The 14,095-nt window shown below is 63.6% G+C and carries 16 protein-coding genes; 9 read left to right on the top strand and 7 right to left on the bottom strand.

Annotated features, from left to right (window positions below; all coding sequences use genetic code 11):
- Nucleotides 1-29: 29 nt before the first annotated feature.
- The 5 genes from SKP52_RS06600 to coxB are packed head-to-tail and all read right to left on the bottom strand — an operon-like array spanning nucleotide 30 to nucleotide 4,480.
- The gene (locus tag SKP52_RS06600; protein ID WP_039573075.1) at nucleotides 30-605 is read right to left on the bottom strand and encodes a cytochrome c oxidase assembly protein; all 576 of its coding nucleotides are present in this window, start codon (nucleotides 603-605) and stop codon (nucleotides 30-32) included.
- Nucleotides 602-751 (bottom strand): hypothetical protein, encoded by a 150-nt coding sequence (locus tag SKP52_RS26655; RefSeq protein WP_167702729.1) that lies wholly within the window; start codon nucleotides 749-751, stop codon nucleotides 602-604. Before SKP52_RS26655 ends, SKP52_RS06600 begins: the two co-directional genes overlap by 4 nt.
- Nucleotides 748-1,659, bottom strand: coding sequence for a heme o synthase (locus SKP52_RS06595; protein ID WP_039573073.1), 912 nt, complete (start codon nucleotides 1,657-1,659; stop codon nucleotides 748-750). The genes SKP52_RS26655 and SKP52_RS06595 overlap by 4 nt, the downstream gene beginning before the upstream one ends.
- Before the next feature lie 58 nt (nucleotides 1,660-1,717).
- Nucleotides 1,718-3,391, bottom strand: a complete 1,674-nt coding sequence (gene ctaD, locus SKP52_RS06590; protein ID WP_039573070.1) for a cytochrome c oxidase subunit I — start codon at nucleotides 3,389-3,391, stop codon at nucleotides 1,718-1,720.
- 15 nt (nucleotides 3,392-3,406) lie between these two features.
- Nucleotides 3,407-4,480 (bottom strand): cytochrome c oxidase subunit II, encoded by a 1,074-nt coding sequence (gene coxB, locus SKP52_RS06585; RefSeq protein WP_039573067.1) that lies wholly within the window; start codon nucleotides 4,478-4,480, stop codon nucleotides 3,407-3,409.
- A gap of 233 nt (nucleotides 4,481-4,713) precedes the next feature.
- Between coxB and pyrE the strand changes: the two genes are divergently transcribed.
- From pyrE to SKP52_RS06560, 5 genes are all read left to right on the top strand, one after another.
- Nucleotides 4,714-5,304: an orotate phosphoribosyltransferase gene (gene pyrE / locus SKP52_RS06580; RefSeq protein WP_039573063.1), complete on the top strand. Its 591-nt coding sequence runs from the start codon at nucleotides 4,714-4,716 to the stop codon at nucleotides 5,302-5,304.
- A complete protein-coding gene (locus SKP52_RS06575; RefSeq protein WP_039573060.1) occupies nucleotides 5,301-6,047 on the top strand; it encodes a pyridoxine 5'-phosphate synthase in 747 nt (248 codons plus the stop codon). Before pyrE ends, SKP52_RS06575 begins: the two co-directional genes overlap by 4 nt.
- A 121-nt stretch (nucleotides 6,048-6,168) precedes the next feature.
- Nucleotides 6,169-6,570 carry a holo-ACP synthase gene (gene acpS / locus SKP52_RS06570; protein WP_039573057.1) on the top strand — a complete coding sequence of 134 codons (402 nt, stop codon included), beginning with the start codon at nucleotides 6,169-6,171 and terminating at the stop codon, nucleotides 6,568-6,570.
- 7 nt (nucleotides 6,571-6,577) lie between these two features.
- Nucleotides 6,578-7,414 (top strand): signal peptidase I, encoded by an 837-nt coding sequence (gene lepB / locus SKP52_RS06565; RefSeq protein WP_052207926.1) that lies wholly within the window; start codon nucleotides 6,578-6,580, stop codon nucleotides 7,412-7,414.
- Between the two features lie 17 nt (nucleotides 7,415-7,431).
- Nucleotides 7,432-8,553 carry an AI-2E family transporter gene (locus SKP52_RS06560; protein ID WP_039573050.1) on the top strand — a complete coding sequence of 374 codons (1,122 nt, stop codon included), beginning with the start codon at nucleotides 7,432-7,434 and terminating at the stop codon, nucleotides 8,551-8,553.
- 36 nt (nucleotides 8,554-8,589) lie between these two features.
- On the opposite strand, the gene SKP52_RS06555 is transcribed toward SKP52_RS06560, so the two are convergent.
- Complete coding sequence (locus SKP52_RS06555; protein WP_039573047.1) at nucleotides 8,590-9,144, bottom strand: FKBP-type peptidyl-prolyl cis-trans isomerase; 555 nt, start codon at nucleotides 9,142-9,144, stop codon at nucleotides 8,590-8,592.
- Between the two features lie 259 nt (nucleotides 9,145-9,403).
- Nucleotides 9,404-9,610, bottom strand: coding sequence for a 30S ribosomal protein S21 (gene rpsU, locus SKP52_RS06550; RefSeq protein WP_037510267.1), 207 nt, complete (start codon nucleotides 9,608-9,610; stop codon nucleotides 9,404-9,406).
- Nucleotides 9,611-9,887: 277 nt separating this feature from the next.
- Here rpsU and SKP52_RS06545 point away from each other — a divergent pair, with 277 nt between their 5' ends.
- From SKP52_RS06545 to SKP52_RS06530, 4 genes are all read left to right on the top strand, one after another.
- Nucleotides 9,888-10,652, top strand: a complete 765-nt coding sequence (locus SKP52_RS06545; RefSeq protein WP_039573038.1) for a class II aldolase/adducin family protein — start codon at nucleotides 9,888-9,890, stop codon at nucleotides 10,650-10,652.
- Between the two features lie 27 nt (nucleotides 10,653-10,679).
- Nucleotides 10,680-11,225, top strand: a complete 546-nt coding sequence (locus SKP52_RS06540) for a (2Fe-2S)-binding protein (RefSeq protein WP_039573036.1) — start codon at nucleotides 10,680-10,682, stop codon at nucleotides 11,223-11,225.
- Nucleotides 11,226-11,358: 133 nt separating this feature from the next.
- The gene (locus SKP52_RS06535) at nucleotides 11,359-12,300 is read left to right on the top strand and encodes an RcnB family protein (RefSeq protein WP_039573033.1); all 942 of its coding nucleotides are present in this window, start codon (nucleotides 11,359-11,361) and stop codon (nucleotides 12,298-12,300) included.
- A 516-nt stretch (nucleotides 12,301-12,816) separates the two neighbouring features.
- Nucleotides 12,817-14,088 (top strand): metal-dependent hydrolase family protein, encoded by a 1,272-nt coding sequence (locus SKP52_RS06530; RefSeq protein ID WP_039573031.1) that lies wholly within the window; start codon nucleotides 12,817-12,819, stop codon nucleotides 14,086-14,088.
- The last annotated feature ends 7 nt before the right edge of the window (nucleotides 14,089-14,095 follow it).

Here is a 14,095-nt window from a genome sequence, read left to right as displayed (position 1 = left end):
CCGGTCTTGTTAGACTCTTGTTCGCGGCCTTAGCTCGCCTTTTTACCCTCGTCTACAGGGTGGAAGGTGTAGCTGAGGGTGATTTCCTGTACGTCGCGCGCGTCGGGGTCGTCCATGATCTTGGGATCGACGAAGAACAACACCGGCATGCGCATCTGCTGCCCCGGTTCCAGCCGTTGCTGGGTGAAACAGAAGCACTGGATCTTGGTAAAATATTTGCCCGCCTGGTCGGGCGTGACGTTGAAGCTGGCGGTCCCGACAACGGGATGCGCCGAATTATTCTCGGCGATAAAGATCGCCATGTCGCGCGCGCCGACGCTGACCGTGTCGGTCGGATGCTCGGGATAGAATTTCCACGGCAGGTTCGGCGAGACATTGGCGTCGAAGCGGATCGAGATCGTGTCTTTCAACACCACCGGCTCCTCCGCCGCGGCAACCGGATCGTAGCGCTGCGTCGTACCGCCAAAGCCGGTCACGCGGCAGAAAAGGTTGTAAAGCGGTACCGCGGCGAAGCCGAGGCCCACCATCGCGAGCGCGAGCAGCGCGGCCAGGGTGGCGGTCTTGGCGTTGGCGGACATCCGCCCGATGACGGGAAGCGTCGTCATGAGAAAATCTGCATCTTGGCGATGGTGATGAAAAAGAACAGAATCGCCAGCGCGCCCAGCATCCACGCCATCATATTGGCGCGGCTGCGTTGACGGCGGCGATATTCGGCCTCGTCAAAGGGTTCGTTCGGCGGGTCTTCGGTCATAGCGGCCACCAATGGTCGGCGACGACTGCGCCGAACAGAATGAAAAGATAGGCAATCGAATAAGCGAACAGGCGCTTTTCCGGCCGCATCATATCGCCCTCACCCGTGGTGCGCGTACCGACCTGAACAGACAGCAGTACGAACACGGCCGACAAGACAACGGCGGTCCAGCCATAGAGCGCGCCGGTATAACCGAGCGGCCAGGGTGCGACGGCACCGACCGCCATGATGACGGCATAAAACAGGATCTGCCGGCGCGTCGATTTCTCGCCCGCGACGACGGGCATCATCGGAATGCCCGCGGCGGCATAGTCCGAGCGCATGAACAGCGCGAGCGCCCAGAAATGCGGCGGCGTCCACAGGAAGATCAGCAGGAACAGCAGCACCGGCAGCGGCGCGATGCTGCCCGTCGCCGCGACCCAGCCGATCAGCGGCGGAAAAGCACCCGCCGCGCCGCCGATCACGATATTCTGCGGCGTCCGTGGCTTCAGCCACATCGTATAGACGAAGACATAGAAGAGGATCGAGGCGGCGAGCAGCAAAGTCGCCTGCCAGTTCGACGCGAATAGCATCAGGAACAGCGAAAAGGCGGCGAGACCGACGCCGAATTGCAACGCCGTCTGCGGGTCGAGACGCCCTGCGGGAAGCGGCCGGCCGGCGGTCCGCTTCATCTTGGCGTCGAGCCCCGCCTCATACCATTGGTTGAGCGCGCCCGACGCCCCTGCCCCCAGCGCAATCGCAAGGACCGACGAGAAAGCGAGGATTGGGTGCACTGTGCCTGGCGCCGCGAGCAGCCCGCACAAGGCGGTGAACACCACCAGCGACATGACGCGCGGCTTCGTCAGCGCGAACAGGTCGCGCCAATCGGCGGGTAGTGCCGTTTCGCCGTGGGTCAGGCTCTGCGCCATATTCACTCCAGCCCGATGTCATGCGCCCCCTGCCGTCACCAGCAGGGGGAAGCACAAATCAGGCGATACGCGGCAGTTCGTTGAACTGGTGGAACGGCGGCGGGCTCGACAACGTCCATTCGAGCGTCGTCGCCCCTTCGCCCCACGGATTATCGGCGGCCTTCTTGCCCGCGAACAGCGAGTAGCCGATGTTCAGGAAGAAGAAGAGCATGCCGACGCCCATGATCACATAGCCGTAGGACGAGATCAGGTGCCAATGCGCATAGGCTTCCGCATAATCGGGATAACGGCGCGGCATGCCCTGCTGGCCCAGGAAGTGCTGGGGGAAGAACATGACGTTCACGCCGATGAAGAAGACCCAGAAATGGATCTGGCCGAGCGCTTCATTGTACATCCGGCCCGACATCTTCGGGAACCAGTAATAGAAGCCGGCAAAGAGCGAGAAGACCGCGCCCAGCGACAGCACATAGTGGAAGTGCGCGACGACATAGTAAGTGTCGTGCAGATTGGTGTCGACGCCGCCATTGGCGAGCACGACGCCGGTCACGCCGCCGACGGTGAACATGAAGATGAAGCCGAGCGACCACATCATCGGCGTCTTGAAGCTCAGCGAGCCGCCCCACATGGTGGCGATCCAACTGAAGATCTTGATGCCCGTCGGAACCGCGATGACCATCGTCGCGGCGGTGAAGTACATCTTGAGGTTCACAGACATGCCGACCGTGAACATGTGGTGCGCCCACACGATGAAGCCGACGACGCCGATCGCGACCATGGCGTAGGCCATGCCGAGATAGCCGAACACGGGCTTCTTGCTGAAGGTCGAGATGATCTGGCTGACCATGCCGAAGCCGGGCAGGATCATGATATACACTTCGGGGTGGCCGAAGAACCAGAAGAGATGCTGGTAGAGAACGGGATCGCCGCCGCCGGCCGCATCATAGAAAGTCGTGCCGAAATTGCGGTCGGTCAGCAGCATGGTGATCGCAGCAGCCAGAACCGGCAGCGCGAGCAGCAGCAGGAAGGCCGTGACCAGCACCGACCACACGAACAGGGGCATCTTGTGCAGCGTCATGCCCGGCGCGCGCATGTTGAAGATGGTGGTAATGAAGTTGATCGCGCCGAGGATCGACGCCGCACCCGCGAGGTGGAGCGAGAAGATCGCCATGTCGACCGCGGGGCCAACCGAACCGCTGGTCGACAGCGGGGCATAGACCGTCCAGCCGGTGCCGGCGCCATTGCCGCTGCCGCCCGGGACGAACAGCGAACCCATCAGCATGACGAACGCAACAGCCGTCAGCCAGAAGGACACATTGTTCATGCGCGGGAACGCCATGTCGGGCGCGCCGATCATCAGCGGCACGAACCAGTTGCCAAAGCCGCCGATCATTGCCGGCATAACCATGAAGAACACCATGATCAGACCGTGTGCGGTGATCATCACGTTCCAGAAATGCTTGGCTGCGGTCAGATCCTGCGCGCCGCCGAGCGCTTGCGCCCAGCTGCCCAGATACTGGATACCCGGATGCGCGAGTTCGAGGCGCATCATGCCCGAAAGCGCGCCGCCGACGATGCCGGCGACGATCGCGAAGATCAGGTAGAGCGTGCCGATGTCCTTGTGGTTCGTCGACATGAACCAGCGGACAAAGAAGCCGGGCGTGTCGTGATCATGATCATGATCGTGCGCGTGGTCGTGGCCGTGCGCGGGTGCAGTCGCTGCGATATCGGTCATCTGTCGGACCCCTTATTAATTCTTGGCGGCCGGCGCGGCGGCGGGTGCCGCTGCCGGTGCAGCTTCGGTCGTGGCGGCAGCCGGCGTCGCGGCGGGCGCCGTAGCCGGGGCGGCAGCGGCGGCGACCGGCCCCTTCGGATTCCCGCCCTTCGAGCGGACCCAGGCTTCCCACTTGTCGACCGGGAGCACTTCGACGGCGATCGGCATATAGCCATGATCGACACCGCAGAGTTCCGAACACTGGCCGTAATAGACGCCGACCTTGTTCGCGGTGAACGTCGTTTCGTTGGCGCGGCCGGGGACCGCATCCATCTTGGTCCAGAACGCCGGAACCGCGAAGCTGTGGATCACGTCGGCGCCGGTGATGATCAGCTTCACCTGACGGCCGACGGGAACGACCATGCGGTTGTCGACGGCGAGGTGATAGGGCTCGCCCGCGGCGATGGCCTTATCCTCGGGCAGAATTTTCGAGACATATTCGCCGATGCCCTGGTCGGGATAGGCATAGCCCCAATACCACTGATAGCCCGTAACCTTGATCGTCAGCGCGTCCTTCGACGGCGGTTCATATTGCGCCGCGAGCAAGCGGATCGACGGAACCGCGATCACCGCGAGGATCAGCACCGGGATGGCGGTCCAGATGATTTCGATGAAAGTGTTGTGCGTCGTCTTCGACGGAACCGGATTCGCCTTGGCGCGGAACCGGAACATCACCCAGAGCAAAAGGCCTAGGACGATCAGCGTGATCACCGTGATGACGGGCAGCAGGATGGCGTGGTTGAAGAAATAGGCCTGTTCGCCGATCGGGCTGACCTGCGGCTGGAAATCGATGCCCGCGTCGACCGGTTGACCGATCCCTGGGGTCGGCTTCATCGGGACGTAGGTGGCATCGCCAGCCGGAGCCGCGTCGGTCGTCGCAACCGGTGCGGTTGTCGGAGCAGCCGCCGCGACGGGGGCCGGAGCCGGATTCGCCGCCACCGTTGCGGCGGGTGCTTCGGCCGGAGCCGTCGCAGGGGCTTGCGCATGGCCGGCGCCCACCGCGCCGAGCGACAAAGCCGCCGCAATTACAAGGGTTTTCAAGCTCTTCATAAGGATAGTGCCGCCCGTTGCCTGTTGTTCTTATCGATGCCCCAGCCGACCTTTCCCCACTGCTGGACACAAGTCCACGCAGCCATCGGACAGGCTGAATCTCGCGGGCGCTATAGACCCGCTTGCCGCTTGCCTCAAGCATCTCTAACACTATTTTGCGGCTGGATAATCTTCGCCGCTTAAACCCGCTCGCCCGCTATGGGCGAAGCACAGGACAAAAGAATAATTCTCCCATGACCGATGACGAAATCCTGGCCGAATTCCGCGCCGCCGACGCCTTGCTGCAAGGCCATTTCCTGCTCTCCTCCGGCCGCCACAGCGAATATTATCTGCAATGCGCGCGCGTGCTGATGGACACCGAACGCGCCGGGCGGCTCGCGGTGGCGCTCGCGGCCAAGCTCCCGCGCGAGCTGAAACAGGCGATCGATGTCGTCGTCTCGCCCGCAATGGGCGGCGTCATCATCGGCCATGAAATGGGCCGCGCGCTCGGCAAGCCGGCAATTTTCGTCGAGCGCCCGACCGGCACCTTCGAACTGCGCCGCGGTTTCACCATCGACGCCGGCGCCAAAGTGCTGATGGTCGAGGATGTCGTGACCACTGGCCTGTCGTCGCGCGAAGCAATGGACGCGGTGCGCGCCGCCGGCGGCGAAGTCATTGCCGAAGCCGCACTCGTCGATCGCTCGGCAGGCAGCAACATCGACCTCGGCGTGCCCTTCTATCCGCTCGTCGCGATCAACTTCCCGACCTATGCACCCGATGAATTGCCCGAGACGCTAGCAGGAACCGAAGCGGTGAAGCCCGGCAGCCGGAGCGTGGCGGCTTGAACGCCGCGCCCTCCCCGCACCGCCTGCGGCTCGGGGTCAACATTGACCATGTCGCGACGATCCGCAACGCGCGCGGGGGCGAGCATCCCGACCCGGTGCGCGCCGCCGAAATCGTCGCTGCGGTCGGCGGCGACGGCATCACCGCGCATCTGCGCGAAGACCGGCGCCATATCCGCGACGACGACCTCAAGCGCATCCAGGCGGCGACCGACCTGCCCTTGAATCTTGAAATGGCGGCGACCGACGAGATGCTGGAGATCGCGCTGCGCCATATGCCGCATGCCGCGTGCATCGTCCCCGAAAAGCGCGAGGAGCGAACCACCGAGGGCGGGCTCGACGCCGCCGGGCAGCACAACCACCTCGCCCCTATCGTCTCGCGGCTGAACGACGCGGGCATCCGCGTCAGCCTGTTCATCGAACCCGACGCGCGGCAGATCGAGGCGGCAATGCGCCTCCGCGCCCCCGTCGTCGAATTCCACACCGGACGCTACGCGCATGTCGAGGGCGAGGAGCGTGCAGCCGAACTGCGCCGCCTCGCCGACGCGGCAGCACTCGCGTCGAAGAACGGCATCGAACCGCATGCGGGGCACGGCCTGACGTATGAGAATGTCGTCCCCGTCGCCGCCATCCCGCAGCTCGCCGAACTCAACATCGGCCATTATCTGATTGGCGAAGCGATCTTCACCGGGCTGGAGGATGCGGTGCGCCGGATGCGCGCGTTGATGGATGAGGCGCGCGGATGAAGAATTTCGTCATTGCGAGCGAAGCGAAGCAATCTCCAGCCTTCGGTATTGCGAGAGGGCGATGGCTGGAGATTGCAGCGTCGCCTTCGGCTCCTCGCAATGACGGCCCGAGGGGTTTGGCATGATCATCGGCCTCGGTTCCGACCTCTGCAATATCGAGCGCATTCAGAATTCGCTCGACCGGTTCGGCGAGCGGTTCGAAAAGCGCGTCTTTACCGATATCGAGCGCGCCAAGGCCGCGCGGCGGCCGTTCACCCGCGCGGGCACCTACGCCAAGCGCTTCGCCGCGAAGGAAGCTTTCTCGAAAGCCGTCGGCACCGGCTTCAAGCACGGCGTGTTCATGAAGGACATCGGCGTCGTCAACGCCCCCTCGGGCGCGCCGACGCTCGCGCTGACCGGCGGCGCCGCCGCACGCCTCGCGCAGATGATCCCGGCGGGCCACAGCGCGCATATCCATCTGACGCTGACCGACGACCACCCCTGGGCGCAGGCTTTTGTCATCATCGAAGCAATCAAGGACTGACATAGATATGGCCAAAACGAAGGCAAAGGGTGACGAAAGCTGGGGCAAGCTGATCCGCGATATCGTGGTGATCCTGCTGCTCGTGCTCGGCATCCACAGCTGCATCGCCAAGCCTTTCTATATCCCGTCCGATTCGATGATGCCGGCGCTGCGCAACGGCGACCGGCTGATCGTCAGCAAATATCCTTATGGCTGGTCCTATTCGTCGGTCAGTTTCCACCTCGCGCCCAAGGTCGAGGGCCGACTGTTCGGCAAACTCCCCGAACGCGGCGATATCGTCGTGCTCGAACATCCGGTGACGCGGATCGACTATATCAAGCGCGTGATCGGTCTGCCGGGCGACACAATCCAGCTGCGGGGCGGCGAACTCAGCATCAACGGCAAGCCGGTGAAGCGTGAGGTTCAGCCGATGCTGGCAATCCCGGTCGATCTCAACACCCCTGGCCCCGACAGCAGCCTGTTCCGCTTCGTCACCAGGGACGCAAGCGGCAAGGAGATGCTTGAACTCCCTATCGTGCGTGAAACGCTGCCCGGCGGCGCGACCTTCGACACCATCGACATGGGGCCCGGCTATTCGACCGATGATTATGGCCCGATCACCGTGCCCGCCGATCACGTCTTCCTGATGGGCGACAACCGCGACGGCAGCGCCGACAGCCGCGTCGGCACCAACCAAAAGGGCCTCGGCGGACCCGTCCCCTTCGACGCCATCGCCGGACGCGCCGAGATCATCAGTTTTTCGACCGATGGAACCGCCGAGTGGTATAACCCATTGAGCTGGTTTAGTGCCCTCAGATCGGGACGCGCGGGAACCGACCTCCGGCCCGCGCGTCAGGGCAACTAACACGACGGGGAAAAGACATGGCGGCGACAAGGAAGACAACCGGAACGCGCGCCGCCACTGCCGCCGCGAAGGCGGAAGCCCATACCGAGGCCCCCGGCCCTACCGAAATCCGTAGCCAGCCAGTCAGGACCGAGTTGCTGAAGGCCGGCGTATGGCTCGGCCTCGCGTTACTGATCGGCTTGTGCATCATTCTCATCCAGCCGATCTTGCTGATATTCGCCGGGATCGTGATGGCATCCATGCTCGATGGCGGAACGCGATTGCTAGGCCGCATTCTTCCGATCGCGCGCGGGTGGCGGCTGCTGATCGTTTGCTTGTCGCTGCTCGTCTTCATGGTCTGGACCGCCATGTTCGCGGGTTCGCAAATCGCCGATCAGGCCGCGACGCTGCAAACGGTTGTCATGGGTCAGATCGAGCGCCTGGCGGCATGGGCAAGCGACCATGGCATGGGCAATTTCCAGCTCGACACAAAGACCATCTCGGACAATTTTGCCGGCACCTTCGGCCGCGTGACCGCAGCGGTGGGATCGGTGCTCGGCGGCCTCACCAGCCTCGTCATGATCCTCGTCCTCGGCATCTTCATCGCGATTGAGCCGCGGCTGTACGAACGCGGCGTCGCGTGGATGCTGCCGATGAAGTCGCGCGAGAATTTCTATATCACCACCGCGCGCATGGGCTTCACGCTCCGCCGCCTGATGGCCGGCCGCCTGCTCGGCATGCTGGTCGAAGGCATCGGAACGTGGCTCGCTTGTATGGCGGTAGGAATTCCGATGGCGGCCCTGATGGGCCTCCTCACCGGCCTGCTCGCCTTCATCCCCAATATCGGCGCGATCGTGTCGGGCGTGCTGCTCGTCCTCGTCGGATTTTCGGCGGGCACCGACACCGGCCTCTGGGCGATCGCCATCTATTTCATCGTCCAGACCGTCGATGGCTATCTGATCGTCCCGATGGTCGCGAAGAAAACGGTCGACCTTGCCCCCGCGCTCGTCCTCGGCGCGCAGATATTGTTCGGCGCACTGCTCGGCCTCATGGGGCTGTTTCTCGCCGATCCGATCGTCGCGATGATCAAGGTCGCACTCGAACGCGAGGCCGAACGCAACGCCGACGGTGCCAAAACGAAAACGGCGGCGGGCACCTGAGCCCACCGCCGCTTCTGTTTCGTAGCGACCGCTCGCTTATTGCTGCGGCGGTATCCCCGGCGGCGGACCGCCCGGACCACCGGGAGCGCCACCCGGGCCGCCCTGCATCTGTTGCTGCTGCATCATCTGCTGCTGTTGCTGCATCTGCTGCTGCATCGCGCGAACCTCGGCTTCCGAGCGGAAGTCGAGCAAGGTCACGTTGAAATGAAGCGTGCTGCCCGCCGGGATCGGACCGACCGCGCGGTCGCCATAGCCCAGCTGTGCGGGGATCGTGATCTTGTACTCGCCGCCCTTTTTCATGCGGGTCAGCGCCTCCGAAAAGCCCGGAACGACCTGTGCAACCTGCATCGGCGCCTGTTCATTGGCGTCGAACACCGTCCCGTCGTCGAGCTTGCCTTCATATTTGACCAGCACGACGTCGGCCTTGGTCGGGCTTGCGCCGGTGCCTTCCTTGACGACCTCGAACCCGATGCGCGGGGTCATGTGCCACGCAAAGGCCGCGCCCGCGACGAGCAGCGCCGCAAGGCCGAACCACATCAGCCACAGGCCGCCCTTGCTCACCGGACGCAATGGAACCGTCGTTACGCTCATGTCTGCTGATCCTTCCGCAGGCGCCCGCGGGCGCAAATGTTGGCGAGGCCTATAGGCGGTGCGGCGCCGGGCGGTCCAGAGAGAAGTTGATCGCCGCCACCCCGTCATTGCGAGCGAAGCGAAGCAATCCAGAGCTTCCGTAAACCGCTCTGGATTGCTTCGCTTCGCTCGCAATGACGAAAGAAGGATGGGAACGAAAAAGGGCGCCGCGTTGCCGCAGCGCCCTTTTCTCAATCAGCATCCCGAACGGGAGTTGGTCTTACTTGATCCCGTCGCGTTCCATCCGCTTGCGCTCCATCTTGCGGGCGCGGCGAACAGCGGCAGCGTGCTCACGCGCGCGCTTTTCGCTGGGCTTCTCGTAATGACGGCGCAGCTTCATTTCGCGATACACGCCCTCACGCTGCAGCTTCTTCTTGAGCGCGCGAAGGGCCTGGTCGACATTATTGTCGCGAACGATGATCTGCATACGCCGTGTCGTCTCCGGTTCGTCCAACGATGAATGGCGACCGGCCATCCGGTCCGCCAAAAATCGCCGATATAAGGGCAATAAGAGAAGCGCCGCGAACCCGCGACGTTCCGATGGCTGGGCCACTAAAAGGATTCGCGGCAAAATGCAAGCCCCTGCGCGGTAAACTGCGCCTGCCCCGCTATCCCACCGCCTGCCCGCTCGCGGGATTGTGCGCCGCCCCATCCTTATGGCATAGGTAGCAGGACGAAACTAACATCATAATGAGGGACAGGCCATGGCGACCCAGCTCAAGCGCAACAGCAAATATAGCGAAGCCGAATGGACGGCGCGGCAGGAACTTGCCGCTTGCTACCGCATCTTCGCGATGATGGGCTGGGACGAGATGATCTTCAACCATATCACGGTGAAGGTGCCCGACGAAGACGGTGCCTTCCTGATCAACCCCTATGGCCTGCATTTCAGCGAGGTTTCGGCGTCGAACCTGATCAAGATCGACATCGATGGCAACAAGGTCGACGAGGATAATCCCTGGCACGTCAACAAGGCGGGCTTTGTCCAGCACAGCCTGTTCCACCGCGTCCTGCCCGACGCGCATGCGATCATCCACACGCACACGACCGCCACGGTCGCGGTTTGCGCGCTCGAAGGCGGGCTGCAACCCGTGAATTTCTACGCCTGCAACTTCGCCGGCCAGCTCGCTTACCATGATTTCGAGGGTGTTACGGTGCGCGAGGAAGAGGGTGAGCGTCTTGTCGAGAACCTTGGCGACAAGCGTATCCTGATGCTCAAGAACCACGGCCCTGTCGTGATGGGCAAGACGCTGACCGAAGCCTTCATCAAATATTGGGCGCTCCAGCGCGCGTGCGAGATCCAGATGGCGACGATGAGCATGGGCCAGCCGATCACCGTCCCGCAAGAGGTGATCGCGGTCCACCAGCGCGACCTGTTCATGGCGTCGATCCCCGGACAAGCCGGCAAGGCCGAATTCGACGCAATGGTGCGCAAGGTCGACAAGATCGACACGAGCTGGCGTGACTAATCTGGCTGCTCAGCTAACAGGAACCGCATGACGCGATTCTCGGTCAACGACCGCCCGGTCGAATATCGCATGGAACCCGAAACGCCCCTGCTGTGGGCGCTGCGCGACGCGTCAAACCTGACGGGCACCAAATATGGCTGCGGCACGGGGGAGTGCGGCGCCTGCACCGTCGACATCGACGGCGAGGCGATTCGCAGCTGCATGGTCACGATTGCCGAATGCGAGGGCCGCTTCGTCACGACGATCGAGGGGCTGGCGCGCGATCGCAGCCACCCGGTCCAGCAGGCATGGGTCGCCGAGCAGGTGCCGCAATGCGGTTTCTGCCAGTCGGGGATGATCATGGCGGCCGCCGCGCTGCTTCGGTCAAACAGCAATCCGACCGACGCCGACATCGACGCGGCAATGACCAATATCTGCCGCTGCGGCACTTACCCGCGCATCCGCACCGCGATCCGCCTCGCGGGACGCGTGATCCGCGGCGAGGAACGCATCGCCGCCGCGCCGCCGCCGGGGATCCGTCCCGAGGATGCCGCGCGCGCCGTTCCGGCCCTCCGCTTGCCGCCGGGGAGCTGAACATCGCCGTTCATCTAGCTGAACCGCAGGCAACAACGCGGTCAGCCATCGATCATCTTGCAAAGAGTAAGAATCACCTCATCATCCCGGCTGGCATCTCCAGCACAAGGGACATGAGTTGGAGTAAGGCGAGATGAAGAAGATGTTCGGAGGGTTGCTGATCGCTGCAACGATCCTGACCCCCATTGCCCCGGCCGCCGCCCAGGCGTCGGGCGAGCGGGTCCAGATCGCGCCGCGCGGCGACCGCGGGGAGCGCGGACCGCGCGGCCCCGAAGTACGCCGCGGTGGCGGCGAAGCGCGGGCTCAGCGCCAGCAGCCACAGGTCCAACGCCAGCAGCGCAGCGAAGTTCGCCCGCAGCAGCGCGGCAATAACCAGCAGCGCCAGGCGCAACGCCAGCAGTGGCAGCAGCAGCGGGGTGCCGATCAGCAGCGTGTGGCACAGCAACGCCAAGCTCAGCAGGCCCAACGCCAGCGCGGCGGCACCTATGATCGCAACCGCGACGGCCGCATCGACCGCCAGTGGGATCGCAACCGCAACGGTCAGGTCGACCAGCGTTACGATCGCAACGACAACAACCGCGTCGATCGCCGCTACGACCGCAATCGCAACGGCGATCTCGACCGCCGCTGGGATCGCAACAACAACAATCGGATCGATCGGCGCGACGGCCGCTATGATCGCAACCGCGACGGCCAGCTCGACCGGCGCTACGACCGCAACAACAATAATCGCGTCGATCGCCGGTATAACGACAATCGCAGACACAGCTGGAACCGCGATTGGCGGAACGACCGCCGCTACGACTGGCGCAGCTATCGCAACCAGAACCGCAGCCATTACCGTATGCCGCGCTATTACAACCCGTATCGCGGTTACGGATATACGCGCTTCAGCATCGGTTTCAGCCTGAACTCGCTTTTCTATAGCTCGCGCTACTGGATCAACGACCCCGGCTATTATCGCCTGCCGCCCGCCTACGGCGGCACGCGTTGGATCCGCTATTATGACGACGCGCTTCTGGTCGATACCTATTCGGGCCAAGTGATCGACGTGATCTACGATTTCTTCTGGTAATATTCCTTTCGGTTATCAGATGACAAACTAGGGGCCGGCTTGACCGGCCCTTTTTTTTTTGGAGGCGACCGCTACCGACCAGAAGTTGCCGTTCTACTTCTTGCTTCGTCATTCCCGCGAAAGCGGGAACCCAGTTGCGACGTCAGCACGCTGGGTCCCCGCTTTCGCGGGAATGACGAAATTGGGAATGGCCGTTTCCCACCCCAATGCGGAAATTGGCGACCCACAAAATAGCGCTGTCCTACTTTATCGCGCCGTGCCAGCCTCGATTTCGCTGTTTGAAATCGTCGGCTTCCGCAAACCGCTCTTAAAGCGACAAAGGAGACATTCTGCGCGGGCGCATGCGTATCTTTTGTCGCCTTAAAGCCGCAAAGGACACAAAAACGACGCCCGCATGCGGGGCTTTTGTGGCCTTAAGCGCCGACGCACCGACAAGGGACTTCGTGCAACGCCACTCCGCCCTTGCCCTCCCCCGTCCGCCGCGCCACGGTGGCGGAAACGGACAGGGGAGACTTCATGCGTAAATTGGGACTGGTCGCGGCCGCGACGCTGACGCTGCTCGGCACGACGGCATATGCGAAAACCACCATCGTCTATGCCGGCCGCGTCATCACCGACGCAAGCAAGCCTGCACAAGGCCCCTCTACCGTCACCATCACCGACGACCGCATCACCTCGATCGCCCCCGGCCGCACCGAAGCGCCCGCCGGTGCCGAAATCGTCGACCTCGGCGACAAGACCCTACTTCCGGGCCTCATCGACCTCCACGTCCACCTGACCGGCGACCCCGGCGACGATTATCGCGCCGCTGCCGTCGATCCCAATGAATGGGGCGTCGTCGTCGGCGCAAAGAACGCCGGCATCACGCTGCGCGCGGGCTTCACGACCGTGCGCGAGGCCGGTTCGGCGCAATATACCGCATATTCGCTCCGCCGCGGCACCGCGAACGGCTTTATCGAAGGCCCGCGCATCGTCGCCGCCGGCCCTTCGCTATCGATCATCGGCGGGCACGGCGACGTGACGGGCTTTCGCGAGGATATCCATGCCGTCCTCGATGAGGGCTATACCTGCACGGGCGCGGTCGAATGCGCCGAAAAGGTGCGCAAGGCATCGCGCGCCGGCGCCGACGTCATCAAGATCACCGCGACCGGCGGCGTCCTGTCGCAGCAGGCGCGCGGCCTCGAAGGCCATTTCACCAGCCCCGAGCTGCAAAGCATCGCCGACACCGCCCACTCGCTGGGGCTGAAGGTGATGGCGCATGCCCATGGCGCGGGCGGCATCACCTCTTCGGCGGCGGCGGGCATCGACAGCATCGAACATGGCACCTTCGCCGACGATGCGACGCTGAAGGTGATGAAAGCCAAGGGCACCTATCTCGTCCCGACGCTGATGGCGTTCGAGGGGATACGCGAGCGGCTCGGCAAGGGCATTTACACCCCAACGGTCGAAAACAAGGTGCGCATGACGCTCGGCGACGTCGGCAAGGCTGTTACGCGCGCCAAGGCGCTGGGCGTTCCGATCGCGTTCGGCACCGACGCCGGCGTCTTCGAGCATGGCCGCAACGGCGGCGAGTTCGCGCTGCTCGTCAAATATGGGCTGACCCCGCGCGAGGCGCTGGCGAGCGCAACGACGGTCGCGGCAACGCTCTTGTCGATGGACAAGGAAATCGGCCGCATCGCCCCCGGTATGTCGGCCGACATGATCGCGGTGACGGGCGACCCGCTCACCGATGTTACGGTGCTCGAAAAGGTCGACTGGGTGATGGCGCGCGGCCGCATCGCCCATTGACCAAAGC

The sequence above is a fragment of the Sphingopyxis fribergensis genome (assembly GCF_000803645.1).
Classification (GTDB): domain Bacteria; phylum Pseudomonadota; class Alphaproteobacteria; order Sphingomonadales; family Sphingomonadaceae; genus Sphingopyxis; species Sphingopyxis fribergensis.
This window is presented reverse-complemented; position numbering and strand designations above follow the sequence as displayed.

What these genes read in the sequence shown, in the direction of transcription:
- ctaD (WP_039573070.1), bottom strand. Translation starts at nt 3,391, where the DNA reads ATGACCGATATCGCAGCGACTGCACCCGCGCACGGCCACGACCACGCG.
- SKP52_RS06560 (WP_039573050.1), top strand. Translation starts at nt 7,432, where the DNA reads ATGGCGGCGACAAGGAAGACAACCGGAACGCGCGCCGCCACTGCCGCC.
- coxB (WP_039573067.1), bottom strand. Translation starts at nt 4,480, where the DNA reads ATGAAGAGCTTGAAAACCCTTGTAATTGCGGCGGCTTTGTCGCTCGGC.
- SKP52_RS06530 (WP_039573031.1), top strand. Translation starts at nt 12,817, where the DNA reads ATGCGTAAATTGGGACTGGTCGCGGCCGCGACGCTGACGCTGCTCGGC.
- SKP52_RS06555 (WP_039573047.1), bottom strand. Translation starts at nt 9,144, where the DNA reads ATGAGCGTAACGACGGTTCCATTGCGTCCGGTGAGCAAGGGCGGCCTG.
- pyrE (WP_039573063.1), top strand. Translation starts at nt 4,714, where the DNA reads ATGACCGATGACGAAATCCTGGCCGAATTCCGCGCCGCCGACGCCTTG.
- SKP52_RS06545 (WP_039573038.1), top strand. Translation starts at nt 9,888, where the DNA reads ATGGCGACCCAGCTCAAGCGCAACAGCAAATATAGCGAAGCCGAATGG.
- SKP52_RS06540 (WP_039573036.1), top strand. Translation starts at nt 10,680, where the DNA reads ATGACGCGATTCTCGGTCAACGACCGCCCGGTCGAATATCGCATGGAA.
- SKP52_RS26655 (WP_167702729.1), bottom strand. Translation starts at nt 751, where the DNA reads ATGACCGAAGACCCGCCGAACGAACCCTTTGACGAGGCCGAATATCGC.
- rpsU (WP_037510267.1), bottom strand. Translation starts at nt 9,610, where the DNA reads ATGCAGATCATCGTTCGCGACAATAATGTCGACCAGGCCCTTCGCGCG.
- acpS (WP_039573057.1), top strand. Translation starts at nt 6,169, where the DNA reads ATGATCATCGGCCTCGGTTCCGACCTCTGCAATATCGAGCGCATTCAG.
- SKP52_RS06600 (WP_039573075.1), bottom strand. Translation starts at nt 605, where the DNA reads ATGACGACGCTTCCCGTCATCGGGCGGATGTCCGCCAACGCCAAGACC.
- lepB (WP_052207926.1), top strand. Translation starts at nt 6,578, where the DNA reads ATGGCCAAAACGAAGGCAAAGGGTGACGAAAGCTGGGGCAAGCTGATC.
- SKP52_RS06535 (WP_039573033.1), top strand. Translation starts at nt 11,359, where the DNA reads ATGAAGAAGATGTTCGGAGGGTTGCTGATCGCTGCAACGATCCTGACC.
- SKP52_RS06595 (WP_039573073.1), bottom strand. Translation starts at nt 1,659, where the DNA reads ATGGCGCAGAGCCTGACCCACGGCGAAACGGCACTACCCGCCGATTGG.